General features: G+C 60.9%; 11 protein-coding genes and 1 pseudogene. 7 read left to right on the top strand and 5 right to left on the bottom strand.

Annotated elements, in window-relative coordinates:
• Positions 1-163: 163 nt before the first annotated feature.
• From NHG85_RS10875 to NHG85_RS10865, 3 genes are all read right to left on the bottom strand, one after another.
• Complete coding sequence (locus tag NHG85_RS10875) at positions 164-6,082, bottom strand: DEAD/DEAH box helicase (protein WP_253332296.1); 5,919 nt, start codon at positions 6,080-6,082, stop codon at positions 164-166.
• Entirely contained in the window at positions 6,079-9,261 is a 3,183-nt protein-coding gene (locus NHG85_RS10870) for a hypothetical protein (protein WP_253332294.1), read from the bottom strand. Before NHG85_RS10870 ends, NHG85_RS10875 begins: the two co-directional genes overlap by 4 nt.
• A 149-nt stretch (positions 9,262-9,410) precedes the next feature.
• On the bottom strand, positions 9,411-11,117 hold the full coding sequence (locus NHG85_RS10865; RefSeq protein WP_253332292.1) for a DUF262 domain-containing protein: 1,707 nt from the start codon (positions 11,115-11,117) through the stop codon (positions 9,411-9,413).
• A gap of 547 nt (positions 11,118-11,664) precedes the next feature.
• Here NHG85_RS10865 and NHG85_RS10860 point away from each other — a divergent pair.
• The 3 genes and pseudogenes from NHG85_RS10860 to NHG85_RS10850 form a co-directional block, all read left to right on the top strand.
• A pseudogene (locus NHG85_RS10860) lies at positions 11,665-11,835 on the top strand (transposase); the annotation flags it as partial.
• A gap of 916 nt (positions 11,836-12,751) precedes the next feature.
• Positions 12,752-13,708 (top strand): TAXI family TRAP transporter solute-binding subunit, encoded by a 957-nt coding sequence (locus NHG85_RS10855; RefSeq protein ID WP_253332290.1) that lies wholly within the window; start codon positions 12,752-12,754, stop codon positions 13,706-13,708.
• 61 nt (positions 13,709-13,769) lie between these two features.
• Positions 13,770-15,554, top strand: coding sequence for a TRAP transporter permease (locus NHG85_RS10850; protein WP_253332288.1), 1,785 nt, complete (start codon positions 13,770-13,772; stop codon positions 15,552-15,554).
• 336 nt (positions 15,555-15,890) lie between these two features.
• Here the strand turns inward: NHG85_RS10850 and NHG85_RS10845 are convergent, their stop codons facing one another.
• Positions 15,891-16,226, bottom strand: coding sequence for a type II toxin-antitoxin system Phd/YefM family antitoxin (locus NHG85_RS10845; protein WP_253332286.1), 336 nt, complete (start codon positions 16,224-16,226; stop codon positions 15,891-15,893).
• 694 nt (positions 16,227-16,920) lie between these two features.
• Entirely contained in the window at positions 16,921-17,610 is a 690-nt protein-coding gene (locus tag NHG85_RS10840; protein WP_253332284.1) for an IclR family transcriptional regulator, read from the bottom strand.
• A 104-nt stretch (positions 17,611-17,714) separates the two neighbouring features.
• Between NHG85_RS10840 and NHG85_RS10835 the strand changes: the two genes are divergently transcribed.
• The 4 genes from NHG85_RS10835 to NHG85_RS10820 form a co-directional block, all read left to right on the top strand.
• Positions 17,715-20,039: a cytochrome P450/oxidoreductase gene (locus tag NHG85_RS10835; protein WP_253332282.1), complete on the top strand. Its 2,325-nt coding sequence runs from the start codon at positions 17,715-17,717 to the stop codon at positions 20,037-20,039.
• Between the two features lie 41 nt (positions 20,040-20,080).
• Complete coding sequence (locus NHG85_RS10830; RefSeq protein WP_253332280.1) at positions 20,081-21,109, top strand: TRAP transporter substrate-binding protein; 1,029 nt, start codon at positions 20,081-20,083, stop codon at positions 21,107-21,109.
• Positions 21,110-21,179: 70 nt separating this feature from the next.
• On the top strand, positions 21,180-21,665 hold the full coding sequence (locus NHG85_RS10825) for a TRAP transporter small permease (RefSeq protein WP_253332278.1): 486 nt from the start codon (positions 21,180-21,182) through the stop codon (positions 21,663-21,665).
• On the top strand, positions 21,658-22,287 hold a 630-nt coding region (locus tag NHG85_RS10820), incomplete at its 3' end, for a TRAP transporter large permease subunit (RefSeq protein WP_253332276.1). The genes NHG85_RS10825 and NHG85_RS10820, both read left to right, overlap by 8 nt.

Raw genomic sequence — 22,287 nt, 5'->3', positions numbered from 1 at the left:
ATGCAGCGATGCACCCGCCCCAGGTGCATCGCCTTCGAATCCCCTAACGTCGTAGAGACCATCCATAGCATCAGATCAAAACATCCGGTGGAATAACGACATGACACTGCTCCAGATTTCCCGGGGAAATTTACTCAGTGCCGACAGGAGGTGTTCCGATAAATCAATTGATAGAGTGAAGCTTTTCGATAAACAAATTGCACTCCTTCTGATATGACATCAGGTTGTCGATTCCGGAGGTGACATCAACTCGCCAAGTCACTCCCGTTGCTTCCTGCCGGATCTGGACAATTCGATCATGAAAATGTTGCCCGCGTGAGGGCTCCCAAGGGCGAAGCGCGACTTCCTTAGACAAGTGTAGTTGGGAGACCTCTCGCAGCCCTTCGCTTTGAACATTGCGGTGATCGTCTCCGTTTCGCGGGTTCCAAGTCAGCTTCAGTTCTTTAATGGCAACCCCCGCCTGCCCAAGAGCACGGAGAAATTCTCCAAGTTTCTCGCGGTTTCGATGCTGCGCACCAATCCAAGGATCTTGAATAGCAACGGAAACAGTTTGCCCGTTGAGTTCCTGAAATACCGCGGCAACATTTCGAGGCGTTCCGGCCTGAAACCGATGAACGACGAGCCGATCCAAGAGCTTTGCGAACAACTCTGACTTTGGTGCCTTCAAGACCTCCTGAGCGTGCTTGGCGACCCACAAAGACGCCATATCATCCACCCCATGTCGCCTGAAGCAAACCCCACTCCCTATTCCGGACATCAGGCATTGCTTTGGCTCTGTGTCGAAGAGCTCCTCATTTGCGAGTCCGCCGAACATCGTTAGCCGTGGCGCTGTCCGAAGCTCGCTTTCGCTCAATCTCACGAAGACAAGGCGCCCAGGGTCCTCGATAGGCCTAAGCATTTCGGCAATCTGTCGGTCTGTTCCGGTTGGGCTGTTCTCGTCGTGATCTGGAAGGACGAGCCAAGCTCTACGGCCCTGGTCATCCTCCAGCCAATCGCGGAGGGCGCGGGCGCTACCCAAAGAAGTCTCCGGTTCCTCTGCGCCCCAAATAGAAGACCCAACAGCAATCACTTGCTTATGCCCCTTCAAGACGGGCCCAAGAGCAATACCGAGAGGCGCCAAACAAGGAACCGCGTCTTCTGGGACATGTTTTGGCCGGGCGATCGACCGCGCCGCCACTTTCTCCAACCAGCTTCGCGAGAGATGCCGATCCATGCGATCCCACCAAATCTGATTGGAATAGTCATTCAGGCAGTGAACGCAGGTGGTTTGGCAGTCTTTCTCACAATCAAGTTTGTTAATCGCTTCGAGCAGAAGCCTGCGAGCGGAGAAACGACTCTCTTCAACGAGCCTACGAGCGTAGCCGGCGCCTCCAGGCGTGGCGTCAGCCAAAACAATATCGAAGCCACCCGCGGGAGCCAGTTCGAATGTGGCCCGCAGATCCCTCGGATCGGTCCCGAGCATGTCCGCTGCTGCAAGCCTGATCGCCTCGGCTGCGCTACGCAGGACATCTTCTTGCCACGCACGTTCATCTACTGGTGACTTCGGAGGATCAATCGGGACTGCTATCCGGATGAGCCTGATATCCGTCGAGTAAGTGTGGGCGAGGTCGGTTGAACCTTTGAGCTCTTCGACGGGGCATGGGTCGCCGGTACGGGGGTCGTGATGTTTGGAGCTCAATGGAGAAAAACCGAAATAGCTTTTAGGCGCCGGTTCAGCGTGTTCGCATCTGGGACAGCGCATGTAGCCCGTCCCATTGGGGCCGCGGTTCACGACGATCATCCGACCCTCCGGATGATCAGCGCTGCCAATGGCCGAAGCAAAATAAGTACTGACATCGCGCACGTCGGTGGCACCCATCAGATTGGACGGCGCTTTCGTGAGCAAACGAGCTTCGTCGACCGCACGTGGGCGCAATCGGGACGACCCCGGTTCGCCCCCGGCACGCTCCTTATAGTTGGTTAGAAATCCTACTGGTTCCAGAAAGCGCCGAGGAGGCTCCACGTTGCCTCCGCAGGAGGGACAGGCCTGAAGAGTTTCTCCGTCTGTTTGGAGCCGCTCCACGTTTCGACAATTCCGACAAATCTGAAGGCGACCTTCTTCCATCCAGACATCGTTCGCAGTGTGCGAACTCCGTCGAGAGATGCCTGCGCTGGTCCAAACCCGCCCCGCAGCGATGGTCTCTGCCCCCGGCGCGAACTCAGAAATCGCAAGCGACGCGTCGCGCGCCAGTTCGATGTCATCGCTACCACGTCCGTGACCGCGGTCCCTGACCACCTCCAAGCTAAGAGAGCTCACTGGAAAACTGTATGTCGGGATAATCCCGAGTCTGGAAAGGCTTTCGGTCAACAGCCGATCAAGGAACAACTGTTTCTCCTTTCCCGCCCGAAATACCCGCCCATTGGCCCGCTGTTTCTCCGTCTCACTTTCCGCCTCAGCCGCTTCTGCGTCAGCTCTCTGCGCGCGGTCATCAATTAGCTGCCAGCGCCCACAAACATCGTTCAGCCACCGCGAAAGTGCCTCATCTTTCACATGTCTGAGTAAATCCGTGCCTTGAAGGCCGACGCCATTCGGAAGGCCCGCAGCCATCGCCTGCGCTGTCCCCAACGCCTGTTTTCCCTGATCCGACTGCAACCAAATGGTGAAGTCTTCCAGCAGGATTTTGTGAGCAGTGCTGTCAAGCCGCTCTCCCAGTACATCTCGTAACCTCGGAGAGCCTGAGCGCGAACTCGCCGCGAGCCTTCGGGTGAACCACCCCGCCAGCACGCATGAGACTTGATGCCGGTGAAAGAAACGTGGATTTTCCAAGTTGATGTAGGGGACGTTCGGCAGAGCTTTCAGATAGTCGTCAAATCGCCTGAACGAGGCTTGATCGTATCGACTACCTCTGGCGATCGTAAGAGCGATAGGCGCGACCTGAGCCCGTCGACCAGCGCGTCCAGCGCGCTGCTGATAGTTTGCGATCCCTGGAGGTACATTCCGGCAGATAACGGCCTCGAGATCCCCGAGATCGACGCCCATTTCCATGGTTGTAGTGCAGCTGAGGACATTTACTTCCCCGGTGCGAAAATTGCCTTCGATCTCGTTTCGAAGCGCAGTTCCAATTGCTGCGGTATGCTCTCTCGCAATTGCAGCGCCGGGCTGTGAAAGCCACCGCTCAACATAATAATTCCCAGCAACGTCACCGTCTGTTCCAGCAGCCGGCAACTTCGATACCGCCCCCTCACACCGATTTGCAAGACAAACGCCGCCAAGATCGAATGACGCAATTCGGCCGCAAGAGTCGCACCGATATCGTTCGGAAGTCTTGCCAAGTTTGACCTTGTCGAGGTCGATAACCATCGCCAAGCTGCCCTTCTTCAGGACGCCAACGCGCGGGCGAACCATATCATTCCAGCACGCTTCGGCGACTGAATCAGCATCTTCCCGCGACAGACCGAGTCGATCACACAGCACCCAAATCAACCGCGTCCTATCACGTGGTCTTGTCGGCAAAACCCGCCGCATCCGCGAGGCATTACTTTCTTTTCGAAGCTCCCAAGAAATGCGCTCAGATCCCAATCCCCGGCCCCAAATCGCCTCGTCTCCGAGATCCAAACGACCGTCCAGATCTGAAATCGCTCGACTTTGGCGCATCATCATCAAGATCAGATGCATAACGCCGGAGACGTAACCGCTCAAATGCGGTTTGCCGCTGTCTTCCAGCGCTCGCGCCACGCGGCGCTCAATCTTTTCCAATCCGTCGTGCTCAACCGAGAGAAGCCCATACGCTTCAAGCGAGTCGCGACCGCGTCCACCGAGCGTAATTTCAGCCGTGACCAGGGCGGTCATCCGGTCTTTCATCTCTGACCCAGAGAGAGGCGCGGATTGGTCGCCTCTGTCGAAGACGCGGAAGCGGTGCTTCTTGAGGCGTGCGCTCGCTTCGGCCGCGAGATTGGTAATTGTTAGCCCTTCTTCGGAACGCACAGCATCGATTATGGCACCACGTATCGCTTCGACACGAGAAATTCGCTCCAGAAATGGCGCAAAGAATGCGGCGTCTTGACGATTATCCGAGAAAGCCAAAAGCGAACGCCCTCGCAGCGGTGCGTCCGAGTCCGGCTTGGCAGGCAGTGCCTCCAGTAGCGTCTGCGTTGCCATTGCTGAGGTAGACTCGTCGCCCGCATAGATGGTCGTCAAGGGTTCGGCGAAGGCACCTTTCTTTTCCCCGCACGCCAAGCAGGCTTTCACATATTTTTTGCGGTCATGCTCGTCGTCAACGCATTCGGCGAGCTGAAGCGAGATGATACCCTCTCCCGGGGCGTCTGCGATCATGCCGGTTCTTGGGAAGACATGGACGAATTCCGTCTGTTCGGCTTCCTCCTCTTCCTCGTCTAAAGCTGCTGGAGTGCTGCCGGTCAGACGCAGGACTGTCCGCTCACCATTGCTGTTGCGGGGTGGAAGGGCAGCCAGATGAATCCCATTATCCCAAGCCTCGATGTAAGGCTCACCACAAGACCGGCACACAAGCAATGGAAAGGCCGAAGGAGCGCTCTCAGTCGAGTCTCGACCCATTTTCCCTGCGAGCACCCGGCTCCATCTTTCTGGCGCATCTGCCGAGAGTTCGACCAAGGCCCCTTCGATGGTCGTCGCCGCAATATGATATCGGGCCGGGAGTAGCGGAAACCCTCCCCCTTGTCGCGGAACTGCGAGAACGGCGGTGTTGACCAGCGCTATCAACGCGCGTTCCGCGAGTACCTGATCCACGCCCCTGAAGATTTCTCCGGCCAAGCGCTCGATCAGCATCAAGCCATTGGTTTTGTTGTGAAGTGCGGCGGCAACTTGACGAACCTCTGAAAGGGCAGAAAGCGCGGTCAGTAGCGCCTCGCCCAGATCTTCGCCTTCCAGAGGCAAGAGAGAGCCCAACTCATCATTCCAGTTTTCGACGTGAAAGCGCTCCTCCTCGGGCAATAGAGCTCCTTCACGGCGGAGGCGAGTCAACCCTTCACCGAGAGAAACCCAATCCTCTGGCGAAAGTGAATGCGTAGATCGCTCGTCGGACAAACGTGGGTGGAGCTCCCGCTGGCCCGTAATGACGGCTGCATCGCCTGACCCGAACGGTTCGTTAAATAAATCTTCCGCAAATTTCGTAAGATCGTCCTTCCGCTCAGGGTCCAAGCTCGCAGACGTCCCGACGCACCTGAGTTTGCCGGTTGTCATACCAAGGTTCGCTTTCAGCTTTCGAAGCAAGAAGGCGACTTCGATCGCTTGGGCCCCGGCGTAGGTGTGCAGTTCGTCCAGCACGAGCCAACGAAGATCGGCATCTCTCAGTAGTGTTCTGTTGCGAGGCAGCAGCAATACATGCTCCAGCATCGCATAGTTCGTAATCAGAATGTCCGGCGGTGTTTCAAGCATTTCGGAGCGCGAAAGCAACCACCCCTTTGGTGCTTTATGGGCGTCTGGGAACGCATCTTCGAAGCTGGGAGAAGATAAGATTTCACGCTCGATCTCGGCCCGGCTGGCACCGGGGGTTGTCTGCCCAGTGAAGCGCCCAAGCGTAATCCCCGGATCGTCAAGTTCATTAAAGAGTAGCCGCGCTATACGAAACATCTGGTCGGTGGCCAGCGCGTTAAGCGGGTACACAAGGATCGCCTTGACCCCAGGCTTCTCTTTACGATGACGCATGAGATCATCGATCAAGGGGAACAGAAATGACTCCGTTTTCCCAGAGCCGGTGCCCGTAGCGACGATGTAGTTGTCATCTCGGCCTATCGCGGCTTGCTGATGCCGATGGAGGGGCCGTCTCCAAACTCCAGGCGCTTTCTCGGACATCCCTTTCCACTGATCGGATAGTATTCCATCCGAAACCAGCTGTTCGATCGAACTCCCCTTCTCGAAGTCAGGCAAACTCTCGACGAAGGGGCCCCGTATAAGGGTTTCCCCCTCGATCATTTTGCTGATGGCATGACCAAGCGCGGGAGCGACGACGGGAGAAACTGCCGCAGCAGCGGTTGTGAAGCTACGGAGGCGGGCCTCAAGCGTCCTGCGGAAGTGAAGAGGGTCTAATTCCGCAGCGTTGAACTGCCCGCTTACATGATCCTTCACGACCTACTCCTCTTTTCAATCTCGGCAGCGATCATATGAAACATGAATATTTCTCGCCCCAGCCGAATCATTTCGCCCACCGACCCCAGTATCTCGCGCGCACTTTGTCCAGTCCTCTCGGAAACTCGCTTTATAAGCGTGGCGACGGCGTCGGGTCCTTGGCGGCTCTGGACAGCGAAAACCGCAAGAGCCTGCTCTATCAAATGGACGGAAGCGTCTCCATCGACTTCCGCGCTTAGGCAAATCTCCGACAAAGCAGGATCTCGCAACGCCACGGCCACTCTGTTCAAGTTTGCGCTCCGGAGCGACATACGTGCCTCAGTTTCACCTGCTCCCAGCAATTCGTGGGTCTCTATTCGGTCCCGCAGCAAATTCAATCCTGTCCAGGCATGGTCAGGTCCCAGCGCGTCCTTGGCCAGCCATTCAGCTGGCTTCTCGACTGACATCGAGAAGATCACCGGCAAATTTTTTGGCTGAAAATTCCTGAGCTTCTCCCCGGCCATATGGGCCCGCTTTGCATTCGGGAAAGCAAGCATTGCCATGGAATTTATATCCAGCTCGCGCAGCCGGCGGGATGCGGAATCGGCGACCACCCTCAGAATTCGATCGGCGCCGCTGGAATTAGAGAACGCATGAAAACTGATCGCTGGCGCCGAAAACAACGCTGGAACTTCCTGAATGACATGCAGAATTGGCAGCCAGTCCGGTTCGTCATCTTGCATCGACAACAAAAGCAGCCGTTCGGTCCCGCCAGGCAGGGCACACACCTCATGAATGAGCGTCGACCACCTTCGTTGCAGCAATTTACCAAGGCCGCTGCCCCAAACCTCAGGTGCATAGCATTTCGACAGCCAAGCCTCGAGTTTGCATAGCGCCGACGCGCTCGGCTTGCTCTCCGTTCCTCCAGTGAGTGGGAAAGCGTACAAATCATCTCGTGGGTTGCTAAGTTGCGTCCAATCGACCTCTCCGAGGGCGCGGGCTTTTATGGTAATCAGGACCAGTCCTTCGAAGGACGTTCCGTCAATCTCGATTGTTGCTTTCCGCCTGTCTGCCTCGGCATTCAGCAGCCACGTCTTACGCGGTCGGGCCGCAGGAAGATAATCAAAACTGACTTCACTATTATCCTGTTCGCCCGTTTCGGTCTCAAGCTCCACCACGACACCACCGACTTGGAACGGCATCTCAAGTGAAATCCTACTGCCGCCAACCCAAGTGCGAACATCGACGTTCGACGGCATTGATGCGCTCTCCACTGTCGCGATCAGCGTCGGCGCCCCGCCAGAGGAGACGTGTACGATATCTCCGCCATCCAGCGTAGCGATCGGTATTGCGTAGGTCGGTCTCGCTTGAAACGGATCGACAATAACCCGCGAGCCAACCCTCAAGCTCGCGCGTTCGTCCGGGGAAGTTAGAACGAGAGCATCGCAATTGGTGGCCGAGCCTTTAACGATTACTCCGCCGAGCCTCCACGGTGACACCGATCCGTCCACGCGCTCCAAAACGCCAGACAAAATTCTTGCCCGAACAGAAAAATGACTAACCTGACCACCAATCCCGAACGCGATACGGCCTTCGACACATCCAGCACTGCGTTCAAAACACAAGAAACCTTCGTCGTCGCGCACGACATGTTTTGCCTCAACCTCGATGAAATTGCGCGGCGGTTTTTCGGACCGGATGAGGATACCGTCAAGCGCTCGGAAAGCGGGCCAAATGATTAGCTTTCTCTTGAAGCGGGTTAAGACCCGTTCGGTCGAGTCCGCATTCGTGCGGAGAAGGGTTAGCGAGAGCGCTTCTGGATCAGCATCAGGCAGCAAGTCCAGGGCTGCCGCCAGTTCTGCGACGTCCACTTTCGCTATGCCACGCCCATCTGCTTCGACTTGCATCTCCGTTGCTCGCCCATGCGTTTCAATTCGGAGGAAAGCCAGTCGCCCCTTGCCGTCAGTGTGCCCAGCGAGCAATTCACTCGAGCCGAAATCAAGTTCCACCTCGGCTTCGGGCCCCCAGAGATCAGGTCCACCGACGCCCTTTGCGATCGGTTGACCGTGTATAGAGATTTGTGGCCGGCGCGCACCGCTCAGCGCCCATTGCCTTGACCCGCGAGTTAGCGCCACCTTCCCCGAACGAAGGTCAACATTTGCGCAATAGAGATCAGGTGCAGTTTCTCTGCTGGGTTCGCCTCCTACCGAAAAGCCTTCCTTTGCGACGACGATTGCGGTCGCAACTATCCCGCTCAGTTGGGTTTCAGCTTCGGCAGCACGGGTTGTTAGCTCTACTTGCCGCCCTGTGTTGCTATCAAAAACAACGAAATCCGATGTTTGGAACAAGCGAATACATCCTGGCCTGTCTCCTTCCCATGAGACTTCGGCTGGGAGAGGAATCGGGAGAGGCCAAAGGCGGCCGGCTCGAACTCTGTGCAGTTGGCCATCGAGAAAAATCTTGTATCGTTGAGATTGCCCTGGAATGGACAACTGCGGCCGACCGTCCTCCCAAACAAGGCGGGGAATAGGAGCGATCCGGACTGCTGCACCTCCGGACCCATCGAATACCTGCTGCAACTTTTCGCCAAAGCAGCTCAGGTAGCTCGATTGTCTCAGCAGGGCACTTTGATCGCGGCGCCAGTCGACGTAGGCTGAGGCCATCCAAGCTGAATGGTCCATGAGGATGGGTCGTTGCAGCACCTGAATGCCGGCATCCAAGAAGTGAAGGGCATCATCTTCCCAACGGTTCAAGAGAACGATGTCGTCTTGGTCAGGTAGGCCGATCGAGCGCTCCTGTGCAACGAACGCTCTTGCAAGGTGGTGCAACTGGGAGCGCGAAACACCCGCGTGAACTTGGAAAGCCTGCACAGTCCGCTCGAATCCATCTGACGCGAGACCGAGCTTTCGGCACGCTGCCAAAAAAGCTCGGGAGACCGTTCGCCGGTCCTCTGTAGCCCTCAACGATCTCCCAAAAAGACTTTCAACAAGCGGCCAGACCTTGGCGTTACCCTCTTCCCCATAATGCTCAGAAAGAGTTGCACAAATTGCCCAGCTGACGCCATATCCAAACTTGTGGGTTAGGATGTCGAGCTGCCAATCTGACAGCGCATGCAATGCGCTCATTGCTTGTGGTAATTTGTCAGCGCTGAGCGCGTGTCCCAGAAAAGGTGATGCGCCAGGTTTCAGCTGCGATCGCATCACTATGAAGTCTAAAGTTCTCAGTTTATTCTGAGCCTCTCGCGAAGAAGACTCCAGCGCGGCCTGTTTCAATTATACACACCCATATTTCCAAACACTAAGTTCTCTGCCATGAAGGCGTACTACCGGAACCTTTTGCTGACTGAACTTCAGTTAACTTCGCCGGCCCTATGCTCGAAGCGCAGTATGTCTTCGAGTCCGACACCTTCCCCATCACATAACTTGACCATTAGGCCGTGGATGACGACAGATCGCACAGCAATGAAACTCCTGAAATCATCCGCGATAAGTGCTTCCATTGGAATTCCGTGCGATCGAAGCCGACGGTCTACCTCCGACTTCGCGATACCAACCTCGTCAGCTCTCTCCCGGATATAGACAGAGGGTGGTTTTGCCGAGATTGATCGATTGGTGCGCCAACTGACCAAAGCGCAGTTCAAGGCGCAGAAGACCTCTCTTCGCGGAAAATCCGACTCCAGAAGTGCTTTTGGAAACAGGTGATGGTACTCACGCCGCGCGATATTACCAGGCGCGTACGGAGCTTCATCCGCAAAGTCGTAACCGCCAGCGCGCAGCGACGCCGCCATGATGGCTCGACCGAGCCGGTCTTTCGTTTTCGGCCACCCGCCAGTCCGCAGCTCTTCGGCCGATGGTAGCGGCGTCAGTTTTTGATTGAGAAGTTCTGGAAGGTGCCCACCGTCATCCCGATACGCCATGAGCTGCCGGCAATCGAGGGCTGAGCGTGTTGCACTGGTCTTTTGGTAGCGCTCAGAGAACGCCCCTGTCCAAAAAGCTCTTCGAGCCAAACGCCTCGCGGCGCCTTCCGCGTCGCCTCCGTTTGGTGCCGAGGCCCAATAGCCTGCAAGCAGCGTCAACAAGGGATCTGCCGGCAGGGTGCGCGCGTCGTAGACCTTCTCTTCAGCCAAGAACCGAACCGCACGAGAGATACCGGTCTCAATAGACTCCCAGTTCGAAGCAAGATTTGCTCCGAAATCTTTACCGAGATAGGTCGCTCGGTTGGGAGGTTGACCCATGATAACAGCACCGACCTGCATAGCGATCTCGCCTGGATCTCCAAACCCCGCTATTTCGGGAATTGCTGCACGCAGCCCTTCTACTTTCTCATGCAGAGAGGCGTCCATGTCAGCCTCCACCTGGGCGACGACGATGTCGAAAGCTGACAAGGCGGTATTCTGAGTGTTCATCTTGATGAACACATCAAGCGCCGCATCGCGGTCAGTACCCAACGGCAGGGAGAGGAACGGGATCGAGAACTTTGCTACTCGGTTGCGATACTGATTTGCGACTTCGTTGATTTCGGCCGCGACGTCCCAGTCTCCATTGGCCGCTTCTCTCGCCCAAGCCTTTAATCTCTCTCGTCCTGCCTCATCGGGGGCAAGAAGTTGAGCTGGGATTTTCCCGCGCCTCCACGTTTCGGAAGGATCGTCGCACCAAACTGGATAGCGACGCCCCCTGCTATCGTAGCGCCTGACCGCATCGACCTCTGGCTCTTCGCCTCCATCCGCCCCCACCATGTAGGTGAAATCATGGTAGAAACCGTTCAAGCTTCGCCAAAGTGCGGTGAGGCGCTGCTGGCCGTCCAATAAGTGGTAGCCTGGACGGCCCTCGGGTTCGGGCGCTCCGGAAATTGGCCGAGCGTGGAAAGGAGCTTCCTCCCCTACTTCGAGCGTAAGCAATGCACCCACGGGGAGAGCTGGCTTCCGGAGTATGTTCTCAAGGATGCCTTCGACCTGCCACCACCCCCACGCCTCAAAGCGTTGAAATCGAGGGAGCACAATGTGCCCGTCGCGTATCCAAGCGAACCAGTCTTCTATGGTGCGGTTTCGGGCTTCCATGTTCCGTGGCAGTTCCTCTGTCGTCTTGGACTAAAACAGCATTCGGGCATCAGTGAATGCCACGCCGCGGGCAACGAACACCACTCGCAGAGAACAACATGAAGGGCCGCCTCTCAACCATAAAGTGTCGGCGCCGCTCTGTTCCAATGCATGCCTTGTCAGTCTGCCACTGCTGCCGGGGGTTAGCTGCTCGACCGGCCCAACCCTGCCGCCATGCACCCACCGGGCCCGAAGGGATCGTATAGAACTCGAATATCGCCTCCGGGGCTTGTGCCCCCCTGAGCCAGGCCGAACTCATGCAGGACCGCACCGACCATTAGCTGGAAAGCAGCCCGAAAGGAACAGAGCAGGATCGGACTATGGCGGCATCGGGAGTTTCGAATAGAGATTCGCATTTCCACGTCAGAGGTTATTAATCGCCCGCATTTTCGCGTTTCTATTGAGGGCGATATGGCTTCATTTTTTACAAGTATTGCCCGCACCGGCGTTGTTGCACACATCGGGGACGCGGATTCACTGAGCGCGCGCTGACGGTTAGCTTGAGGGCATGCCGAAGCTTCCTCTTATCCGCTACCGCACGACGAAATGGTCCGGCTACAATGCGGCGCACCGCCAGCGCGGCTCGCTGTCGGTTTGGCTCGATCGCGAGATGGTTCGGCACGCCGGCAAGACCGGGAAGCGCGGGCAGCCCGAGACCTTCTCGGACGCTGCCATCCGGACCTATCATTGCGAACGCCCTTTTCGCATCGTGAAGCAGTCGGCGCGCCTTCGGGTGCGCCGGCTCGAAGGCGGACGGCATCCCGCATCCCGGGGGCCATCGGCCAGTTCTGTCCAAACCTGCACCAGTACGGGAAAATCAGTCGAGAGCTTCTGACCGTCGAAGGTAACGCAAGGTCATCACGATTATTCGATGATCGCTCGGGCTCTACGATTTTGGGTCGGCTTCCTTGCGACCCATATACGGTCTGAGGCCAGAGCCTCGTGATCGTTCCCCATGAGGGGTCAGGATAGAGCTGGACAACCGGAGCTATGCGTTCTCATCTTGTGAGGGCTTGAAGACATCTGGGAACCCCAATGTCCTCGGTGATCGCACCCTTTAAGGGTCAGGGAGGGACAGCTATAAGCTGTCCCTCCTTTTTTCATGGCGCGTCTTTACGCATATCAAGTCTGACTTTTTTCTATACCAGTCTTCGAAGGGAATTGCCTGATCCCCCGGAGGAGCCTTGCTACCCCACGCTCGGGGTTCCTCGCAGGCGCGGCTGTGATCCCCGCATCGACAGATTTTCCTCGACATTCATGGCCATCGCGGCACGGGCACGAGCGCTGCCGAGGAAGGTAGAGAATTGATGCAACTTGCTCTCTCTGCTGAACTCGCATTGGCACGCCGCTCCTCTCGGTGGCTTGTGGGCCGGCTATCCGCGTCCGCTCGGCCTCACAGTCTCAACTCATGGGCATCTGGCACGCCGTACTGACGAGGCTGCCGGGCATTGCACCAACTATTGCGTGTGATCGCCGGAACCGGTTCCTCGACATCACCGTGGGCAGGCGTCACAAAGTGCTCTGAGGGCATTTTCGACGTCGCGGATAGAGGCGTGGAGCACAGCCTACAGGTTCAAGGAGGAGGAAAGAACAGCATGAGTGCATTGATCCGGATCGTCGCTACAGCAATAGCCGTCGGAGTGGTTGCGGGCGCGGCAAGCGCCGAAACCCGCGTCACCTACAAATCCGCCAAGTCGGGCTCGTCCTACTACCAGATGGGCGTCGAGCTTGCCGAGGCCATGAAGGCAGGAAGCGGTGGCGACATCTCGGTCACTGTGGAGGAAAGCCAGGGTTCGGTTCAAAACGTCATGGAGGTGCGTGCCCGCGGCGCGGACTACGTCTTTACAACTCCCCCGTCGCTCGTCGGATTGGCCCAGGAGGGCAAGGCGATGTTCGAGGACAAGAGCGTGCCTGCCTTCGATGAGATCCGAGCGCTCTTCCCGATCCCGTCGCTAACGATGCACTTCGTCATGGCCCAGGAAACCGGGGCGACCGGCCTTGCGGATCTCGAGGGCACCACCATCCTGCTGGGCAAGGGGTCCTTCGGCGCCACCGAAGGCGAGAAGTATCTCGACATGTTCGGACTGACCGAGAGCGTCGAAATCGCCGACGCCGAGCTGTCCAACGCGGTGGCGGCGCTCAAGAACGGACAGATCGACGGATTTGTCACCGCCGGCTCCTTCCCTGCCCCCAACGTGGTCGAGGCCGCTGCCTCGACGCCGGTCACCCTGCTCTCGCTCACTGATGAACAGATCGAGGAAACCGGGCGGACCCGCCTCGTCATCCCGGCCGGCACGTATGCAGGCCAGGAAGAGGATATCGTCACCACTTCGCTGCCTGTGGCGGCCTTCACCACCACGAAAATGGATGAAGAAACGGCCTACCAGCTCACCAAGACCTACTGGGAGAACAAGGAGCGGATGGCCGACACCTCGCCGTGGTGGGGCGGCGTGACGGCTGAACTGATGAGCAACATCACCACCGAGCTTCATCCCGGCGCTGTCCGCTACTACGAGGAAGCCGGCATTCCGACGGACGGCTCTACTAAGTGAAACAACGCGTGGCTCGGGCTCGCCCGTGCCACGCTCTCATCAAGCCCGGAACCACCCCGCGATGATCAAATTACCCGAGAACCGCCTGGCGGCGGGGTTCTGGATTGCGCTCGCCGTGGCGCTCGTGGCCTATCACTTGGCTCTCGTCTTCTCGGGCCTGGTCCCGAACTTGGTCAGCCGGCCTCTGCATATGGCCTTTATCTTGCCATTCGCGTTGGCCTTCGACGCCGGCACACGCCTGCGGCGGGTCACGGGGATTGCCTTTGCCGTGTTGGGCATCGCCGCCGCGCTCTGGGTCGCAGCCAACAGCGACGCGCTCGGTGACCAGTACGGTTTCATCGAAAGCAACTTCCAGCTCGCCGTCGCGATCACGCTCCTTCTCGTAGTGCTGGAGACGGCGCGGCGCGCCATCGGGTGGCCGCTACCGCTGGTGGCCGCGCTGGCGCTGCTATACGGGCTCTTCGGCCAGTATATCCCCGGCGAGTTCGGGCATTCCGGGACACCTGTGGAGAGCTTCTTCGGCACGCTGACCATCGCCGAAGGCGGTATCTGGGGCACGCTGACCGGCGTCTCGGTCAGCGTCGTGGCGATCTTCGTCATCTTTGGAGCCGTGCTCAACGCGGGCGAAGCAGGTCAGGGCTTCATGAACGTCGCGGCGGCCGCGGCCGGTCGGCTCAAAGGCGGCGCTGCCAAGGTCTCCGTGCTGTCGTCGGCGCTGTTCGGTTCGATCTCCGGCTCGGCCTCGGCCAACGTCGCCTCGACCGGCGCGATCACCCTGCCGGCGATGACGAAGCTCGGCTATCCCAAGCGGCTGGCCGCCGCGGTCGAGGCCGTGGCGTCCTCGGGAGGGCAGATCATGCCGCCCCTGATGGGCGCAGGCGCCTTCGTGATGGTCGAGCTGACCGGTGTGCCATACACCGGCATCATGGCAGCAGCCGCGCTCCCGGCCCTTCTCTATTTCCTTGCCGTGTGGGTCGGCATCAACGCCTACGCGCGGCGGTTCGACCTCCGGAGCATCGACGAAGCCGACCGGCCCGCGCCGCGCGACGTGGTCATTACTTCCCTCTTTTTCCTCGTCCCTTTCACGGTGCTGCTGTGGGGGATGTTCGGCACGGGGTTCACGCCCGAGTATTCCGCGGCCATGGCAATCCTCGCTGCGGCGCTGCTTCTGCTCTTCAACGCCGAACTGACCTTCCGACCAAGGCGGATCGTCGAGCGAGCGACGAGCGCGGTGCTCAACGCGGCGCGTCAGGTATCGATGATCGCGGCGATCATTCTGTGCGCCTCGATCATCATCGGCGTCCTGTCGATCACGGGCCTCGGCGTGAAGATCACTTCGCTTATCCTGCAAGGCTCTGGCGGGCTGCTGTGGCCCTCGCTGCTTCTGACCGCACTGGCATGCCTGGTACTGGGAATGGAGGTGCCGACCACCGCCGCCTACGTGATCTGCGTTTCCGTGGCTGGCCCGGCACTGATCGAGTTGGGGCTTGCCCCGTTGCAGGCGCATCTCTTCGTGTTCTGGTTCGCGCTTTTGTCGACGATCACGCCGCCGGTTTGCGGCGCCGTCTTCATCGCGGCCGGCATGATCGGCGAGAGCTGGTTGAAGGTCGCCCTGACGGCCATGGCGCTCGGCGTCGGGCTCTACGTCATCCCTCTGGGCATGATCGCGAACCCGGACATGATCGGGCTCGCCGAAGCACCTATGGCCGCCCTGGCGGCATTTGGCCGTGTTGCCATCGGCTTGACGCTCCTGTCAGCCGGACTGATTGGAGCGCGGCGGCCTCTGCCTACTGCTGCGCTCTGCGTGAGCGGCATCGCGGTGGTATTCTCTGGCCAATGGTTCTGACCTCACGAAAATGGGTGAACGCCCGTTGCACAGCTTCCACCCGCGCGTTTCTTCATACGTCAATACAAGAACATTCTCGTGTAAACGCGAGATCCTGACGATGCGCCTGACGCACGGCGCGCTCCGCCTTCGTTTTGATCTGTAGAGAACCTCCAGGACGATCCAAAGATAGCCGAGCAGATCGGTAGCTCGATCGAGCGGATCGAGGTCGAGCTCGACAACCTCTTCCTCATGCGCGCGGCCTACGTCTTCGACGGCCGGCGTGATGAGGTCAGCGTTCCGGTCTCGGATCTCGTCGAACTCCTGATGGAGACGGACTTCAACTGACCTGCCGGATCAGTTGCGGTCGTCGTCATCGTCTGAAAGTGGCTCCCAGCCTCGCAGTAGATTGAGCAACCCTTCCCGCTTTCTGCGAATTGTCCCGGTGCCCGCGTCGAGCTGAGCGAGCGAGGCTTTCAGCCGGCGCGCATTCTCTGGACTCTTTTGGAGGTGCAGCGTTTCATCCAATCCGAGCTCCGCCAGGCGCTGATACGGCGCTTCACGCTTAGCTTTCGCCGCGAGCTCCGGATTGCCGCGTTTTCGCGCGCCTGCCCGTACGACGTACCAGAGGTACCCCAGCACTCCAGCTGTGAAGATGGCTGAGACGAGAGTCAGTAGTGGCTCGTAGCCCATCAGATGCCCTCCCCTGCCCACCCCATGATGATATCAGAATGGCTGCGGCGGCGCGACGAAGAGCAAGTGGACTGCCCTATTAACGAAGCTATTCCAGCTGCGGAGGCCTCAAATCCGAGGGCCTGGGCCTCATGCGCTGCCGCGAAGTATCCGATCCAGGATACTCGAGGTATACCGACGATCAACCTTGCCGGAGTCGGATCAGGGCTGTCGGTATTGGATCAGGGCTGTCGGTATTGGATCAGGGCTGTCGGTATTGGATCAGGTATACCGGTATAGAGGAGAAAATACCGCGCCATACTGGGTTAGGCCTACGCCGTTTACGACCATACAGAAGTATTTTCTGTCCGTCGTCAGATGAATTGGGGCACGATGGCCTGATGTCGAACAGAGGGTCTGGCTCATTCGGGTTTCGATTCATGCCGCCGTCTGGCGATGCCCAAGCGGCGATCGGTGACTTACTCGCGCAGATTGCTCTGGAAGCCGTGCAGCGTTTCATGCTGTGCCGGATGGTGGTCGCAGTATGTAACACCTCGCAGCTAAAAACTGCACTGCATATGAAGGTACAGTCAGGCATCCCCTCTCAAGGCTCGCTGTTGAACGCAATGCATTGAGGCAGGAGTTGTCCGTTGGCCTTCCGGGCTGCAATGCAAGACCAGAGGCGCCCCCAACTCCTCCCGCGGTGCCAGACCGATCAGGCCCGAGCAGCCGCCCACGCCAGATCCTGAGCAGCGACCAAAACCTCCTTGATCGCCAGATCATGATCCAGCCCACCAACTCCGACGACACCGATCGACAGATCCTGCCATACGGCGAACTCGCGCGGCATGGGGACGGGGCTGGCAATCCCGGTGGCTCCTTTCTGCAACTGGCCTTCGGTTAGGCTGTAGCCCAGCTCCCGCGCCTTCGTCACACTCTCCGGCTCCCCTTTTGTCGCTTCCCGTCCCGCCAGTATCGCAATCCCGGCAGCTCCCCGCGTCAGCGGATGACGGCTGCCAACCCGATAGTTGATGTTGAGAAAAGCGTCCTTCGGGGTTGAGGTCAGCACGGCCACACCCTCCTCGCCGGCAGCGGTGGAGAGAAAGGCCGTCGCCTGGGTCCGGTCAGCCAACGCCTGAACGATGGGTCGTGCCAAAGTGCGGAGCGCGCCTTCGGCGTTGAGACCGAGCAGAAGGGACGCCGAACCGAGCACGATCTTTCCCTCCGGCAAGCGCCGCAGCATGTGCTGGTCGGCCAGCGTGTTCACCAGCCGATACGCGATGGCGCGGTGCACACCCAGACGCTCGGCGATCTCGACGATCCTGAGCCCTGTCTCGCTCGCCGCCACGGCCTGAAGAACGGCAATGCCCCGCTCCAGCGTTTGCAGCGTGCTGCCAGCAGCCATGGCTCTGTCCCCGAATGCTGCCGATTGACTCGAAACGGCAACCGGCTCTACCTTTTTAACGAAACACGATGTGCGCTATTTGTAAATATCGTGAGGGAAGAAGCATGGCGGAACAGAGGCGTTGCCCCGTGCACGCCGCACCGGGCAGCGAGGGTCTCAGTAGTGAGAAGGGACGCCCCCTCTCTGACCGCGCCGTCGCCTTTGATCCGTTCGAGGGCCCCTACCAAGTTGATCCTGCCGAAGCACTGCGTTGGGCCAGAGACGACGCACCGGTCTTCTACAGCCCAAAGCTCGGCTACTGGGTGGTGTCCCGCCACGACGACATCAAGGCGGTGTTCCGCGACAACCTCACCTTCTCGCCGCGCATCGCGCTCGAGAAGATGACACCGGTCAGCGGCGAGGCGCAGGAGGCGCTGGCCTCCTACGGCTACGCGATGAACCGCACGTTGGTGAACGAGGACGAGCCGGCGCATATGGAGCGTCGCCGGGCCCTGCTCGACCATTTTCTGCCCGAGAACCTGCTGCCGCGACGCGAGCGGGTCCGCACGCTGGTGCGCGAGCGCATGGATGCGCTCGTGGACAAGGGCCGGGCCGACCTCGTGCAGGAGATGCTGTGGGAGGTGCCGCTGACCGTGGCGCTCGATTTCCTCGGCGTCCCGGAGGACGACATGGAGACGCTGCGGCGCTTTTCCGTGGCTCATACCGTCAACACCTGGGGTCGACCGACGCCCGAGCAGCAGCTCGAGGTCGCGCATTCGGTCGGTCGGTTCTGGCAATACGCAGGCAAAGTGCTGGAGAAAATGCGCGCCGAGCCCGACGGCCCGGGCTGGATGCACCAGGCGATCCGGCGCAACGCCGAGATGCCGGAAGTCGTCACCGACAGCTACCTGCACTCGATGATGATGGCGATCATCGTCGCCGCGCACGAGACCACGGCGCATGCCTCGGCCAACATGTTCCGCACGCTGCTGACGCATCGCGACGCGTGGGACGACGTCTGCGCCGACCCGTCGCTGATCCCCAACGCGGTCGAGGAATGCCTGCGCTATGCGGGCTCGGTGGTGGCCTGGCGGCGCGAGGCGACGCGGCCGGTCGAGCTGGGCGGCGTTCGCCTGCCGCAGGGCGCCAAGCTCCTGATGGTCACCGCCTCGGCCAACCAGGACGACCGGCACTTCGAGGAGGCGGCCCGCTTCGACATCTACCGCGATAACGCGGTCGACCACCTGACCTTCGGCTATGGCAGCCACCAGTGCATGGGCAAGAACATCGCCCGGATGGAGATGCGCGTCTTCCTCGAGGAGTTCACGCGCCGCCTGCCGCATCTGAGGCTCGAGGAGCAGGAGTTAACCTACCTGCCGAACACCTCCTTCCGGGGGCCTGACCAGCTCTGGGTGAAGTGGGACCCCGCGCGGAACCCCGAGCGTACCGAGCCCGACCTGCGCGCGGCGCATCGCGAGTTCGCGGTCGGCGCCCCGGATCGGCGCGACATCGCGCGGCGGGTGCGGGTAACCGAGGTGACGCGCGAGGCCGAGGAGGTGCTGTCGCTCGGGTTCGCGCCGGTCGAGGGCCAGCGCCTGCCCGGCTGGAGCCCCGGCGCCCATGTCGAACTCTGCGTCGGGGATTACGAGCGCAAGTATTCGCTCTGCGGCGCACCGGGAGAGAGCGGCTACCGCGTGGCCGTGCTGCGCGAGGCGGAGGGGCGCGGCGGATCGGCGCATATCCATGGCCATGTCCGCCCCGGCATGGAGCTGCGCCTGCGCGGGCCGCACAACCTGTTCCGCCTCGACGAGGCGGCCGAGGACTACCTGCTGATCGCCGGCGGCATCGGCATCACGCCGATCCTCGCCATGGCCGACCGGCTGAAGGCCCTGCGCCGGCGCTACCGGCTGCACTATGCCGGGCGCTCGCGCCGCAGCATGGCCTTTCTGGACCGGCTGGCACGCGATCACGGCGCGGCGCTGACGCTACACCCGGCCGACGAGGGCGCGCGCATGCGGCTGCCCGATTTCGTCACGGCGCTGCCGCGCGACGGGCAGATCTACGCCTGCGGCCCGGCGCGGCTGCTTTCGGCGCTGGAGGAGCTGACGGCGGAGCACCCGGAGGGGACGCTGCATGTCGAGCATTTCGCCGCCGCCGGCGGCGGGCCCGACCCGGCCATCGAGCGCCCCTTCACCGCCGAGCTGGCCGACAGCGGGCTCGAGGTCGAGGTAGGTGCGGGCGAAACCCTGCTCGAGGCGATCCGCGCCAAGGGCGTCGACGTGTCGAGCGACTGCTGCGAGGGTTTGTGCGGCAGCTGCGAGGTGCCGGTTCTCGAGGGCGAGATCGACCATCGCGACATGGTGCTGACCCGGGCCGAACGGGCCCGCAACGACAGGATGATGGCCTGCTGCTCGCGCGCGCGCGGTAGCCGGATCAGGCTCGCGCTCTGAGGGAAGGCGGCGGGCGAAACACGGTAACTGGGAGGTACCGAATGAAGACCAGAACGACGATCACCACCGCTGCCACGGCGCTGGCGCTGGCGCTGCCGAGCGCGGGCCTGGCCGAGACCACGCTGAAGGTCAGCCACTTCCTGCCCAGCGTGCACGGCATCCACCAAGACTTCATCGTGCCTTGGACCGAGGCCGTCACCGAATGCACCGGCGGCGAGGTGCAGTTCGAGATCTCGCCCGCGGGCACGCAGCTCGGCAACGTCGCGCGCCAGCAGGAACAGGTGATGGCCGGGGTGGTCGATATCGCGCACGGCCTGCACGGCATCCCGCGCGGCCGCTTCCCGCGCAGCTCACTGATCGACATGCCCTTCCTGACCGATGATGCCGGTGCCGCCACCCACGCGCTGTGGTCGCTCCTGCCCGAGGCGCTGGCCGAGGAATACGAGGGGCTCAAGGTGCTGGCGCTGCACGCCCATAACGGCGGCCTCGTTCACACACAGGGCACCAAGGTCGAGACCATGGAAGACCTCGAAGGGCTGCGCATCCGCACCCCCTCGCCCGCGATCTCCAGCATGCTGGAATATCTCGGCGCCGTGCCGCAGGGCCTGCCGCCGGGCGAGGTCTACGGAAACCTCCAGCGCGACGTCATCGACGGCACCGTCTTTCCGTGGGACCCAGTGGCCTCCTTCGGCCTGAACGAGGTGTTGGACTACCATCTCGAGGCCGGCGTCTACACCGTGTCGTTCTTCTTCGTGATGAACGAGCGGTCCTACGCGGCGCTGAGCCCCGAGGCGCAGAGCTGCATCGACGAGAACTCGGGCGACAACCTCGTCCCGAAATTCGCCGACTGGTGGGACAAGTGGGATGCGCCGGGCCGCGAGGGCGCGATCGAGGCCGGGCACGAGATCACCACCCTGTCGGACGAGGAGCGGGCGCGCTGGCGCGAGACCCTCGGGCCGATGATGGAGGACTACCTCGCCGAGGTCGAGGCCGCCGGCGTCGAGAACGCCCGCGAGATCTACGAGATGATGCAGGAAAAGATCGCCGAGTTCGAGGCCGCGAACGGTTGAGCGGACGACCGGGGGGCCAGGCCGGCGCCGCGCGCGCCGGCCCGTCTCGGGGCGAAAGGAGACAGGGCTCATGCCAAAACCACTCGCGGCCGCCCGGCTGGCGATCAAGGCGCTGGCGGCGCTGGGCGTAGCCGCCTACGCCGCGGCCGCGCTCGTGACCGTGGGCGACGTGCTCGGGCGGCAGGTCGGGCTGCCGATCATCGGCGTCGTCGACCTCGTGCAGCTCTTCGTGATGGCCGGGACCTGGCTGGTCATGCCGCAGGCCTTCCTCGCCGCAGCCCATGTCGGCGTCGACTTCCTGGTATCGCGGCTGCCGCGACGCGCGCGGCACGCGCTGCATGTCATCGCCGCGGCGGTCGCCCTCGTTTTGGTGGCGCTGATGCTGTGGCAGGGCTTCGCGACCTTCGAGACGCGGACCATGTTCGGCGACAGCTCGCAGCAGCTCGGCATTCCCATAGCTTGGTACTGGTACCCGCTGCTGCTGGGCCTCGGGCTGTGCCTGCCCGGCGTAATGCTGTGGCTTGTGGCGGCGCTGCGGGAGGCTTCCGATGAGTGACGCATGGCTCGGCCTGATCGGCTTCGCTGCGGCGCTGGCGCTGATCGCGCTCGGCCTTCCGGTCGCGATCGCGATGGCCGCGGTGGGCCTGCTTGGCTACTGGTGGCTCGAGGGCTGGTTCAGCACCGCCTTCGTGCTGGGCTCAAGCCCGTTCGAGTCGATCTTTCCCTATTCCTTCAGCGTCATCCCGCTCTTCGTGCTGATGGGCGCCTTCGCCTCGCATGCCGGGCTGTCGCGCTCGCTCTTCACGGCGATCAACGCCTTCATCGGCCACCGCCGCGGCGGGCTCGCCGTCACCACGGTCGGAGCCAGCGCGCTCTTCGGGGCGATCTGCGGCAGCTCGCTCGCCACCGTGGCGACGATCGGCCGGGTCGCGCTGCCCGAGATGCGTCGGCACGGCTACGACGACTCCCTGTCGACAGCGACCGTCGCCGCCGGCGGCACGCTCGGCGTCCTGATCCCGCCTTCGGTGCTCCTGGTGATCTACGGGCTGCTCACCCAGAGCTCGATAGGCGCGCTCTTCGTCGGCGCGCTGCTGCCGGGGCTGCTCGGGGCCGGGCTCTACGCGCTGGCCGTGCTCGGCCGGGTCTGGGCCGACCCGGGCATCGCGCCGCGCTCCGCG

Origin of the sequence: Limimaricola litoreus (assembly GCF_024159025.1) — a bacterium.
GTDB lineage: Bacteria > Pseudomonadota > Alphaproteobacteria > Rhodobacterales > Rhodobacteraceae > Limimaricola > Limimaricola litoreus.
This window is presented reverse-complemented; position numbering and strand designations above follow the sequence as displayed.

What these genes read in the sequence shown, in the direction of transcription:
- NHG85_RS10850 (WP_253332288.1), top strand. Translation starts at nt 13,770, where the DNA reads ATGATCAAATTACCCGAGAACCGCCTGGCGGCGGGGTTCTGGATTGCG.
- NHG85_RS10830 (WP_253332280.1), top strand. Translation starts at nt 20,081, where the DNA reads ATGAAGACCAGAACGACGATCACCACCGCTGCCACGGCGCTGGCGCTG.
- NHG85_RS10840 (WP_253332284.1), bottom strand. Translation starts at nt 17,610, where the DNA reads ATGGCTGCTGGCAGCACGCTGCAAACGCTGGAGCGGGGCATTGCCGTT.
- NHG85_RS10865 (WP_253332292.1), bottom strand. Translation starts at nt 11,117, where the DNA reads ATGGAAGCCCGAAACCGCACCATAGAAGACTGGTTCGCTTGGATACGC.
- NHG85_RS10855 (WP_253332290.1), top strand. Translation starts at nt 12,752, where the DNA reads ATGAGTGCATTGATCCGGATCGTCGCTACAGCAATAGCCGTCGGAGTG.
- NHG85_RS10845 (WP_253332286.1), bottom strand. Translation starts at nt 16,226, where the DNA reads ATGGGCTACGAGCCACTACTGACTCTCGTCTCAGCCATCTTCACAGCT.
- NHG85_RS10870 (WP_253332294.1), bottom strand. Translation starts at nt 9,261, where the DNA reads ATGCGATCGCAGCTGAAACCTGGCGCATCACCTTTTCTGGGACACGCG.
- NHG85_RS10835 (WP_253332282.1), top strand. Translation starts at nt 17,715, where the DNA reads ATGGCGGAACAGAGGCGTTGCCCCGTGCACGCCGCACCGGGCAGCGAG.
- NHG85_RS10825 (WP_253332278.1), top strand. Translation starts at nt 21,180, where the DNA reads ATGCCAAAACCACTCGCGGCCGCCCGGCTGGCGATCAAGGCGCTGGCG.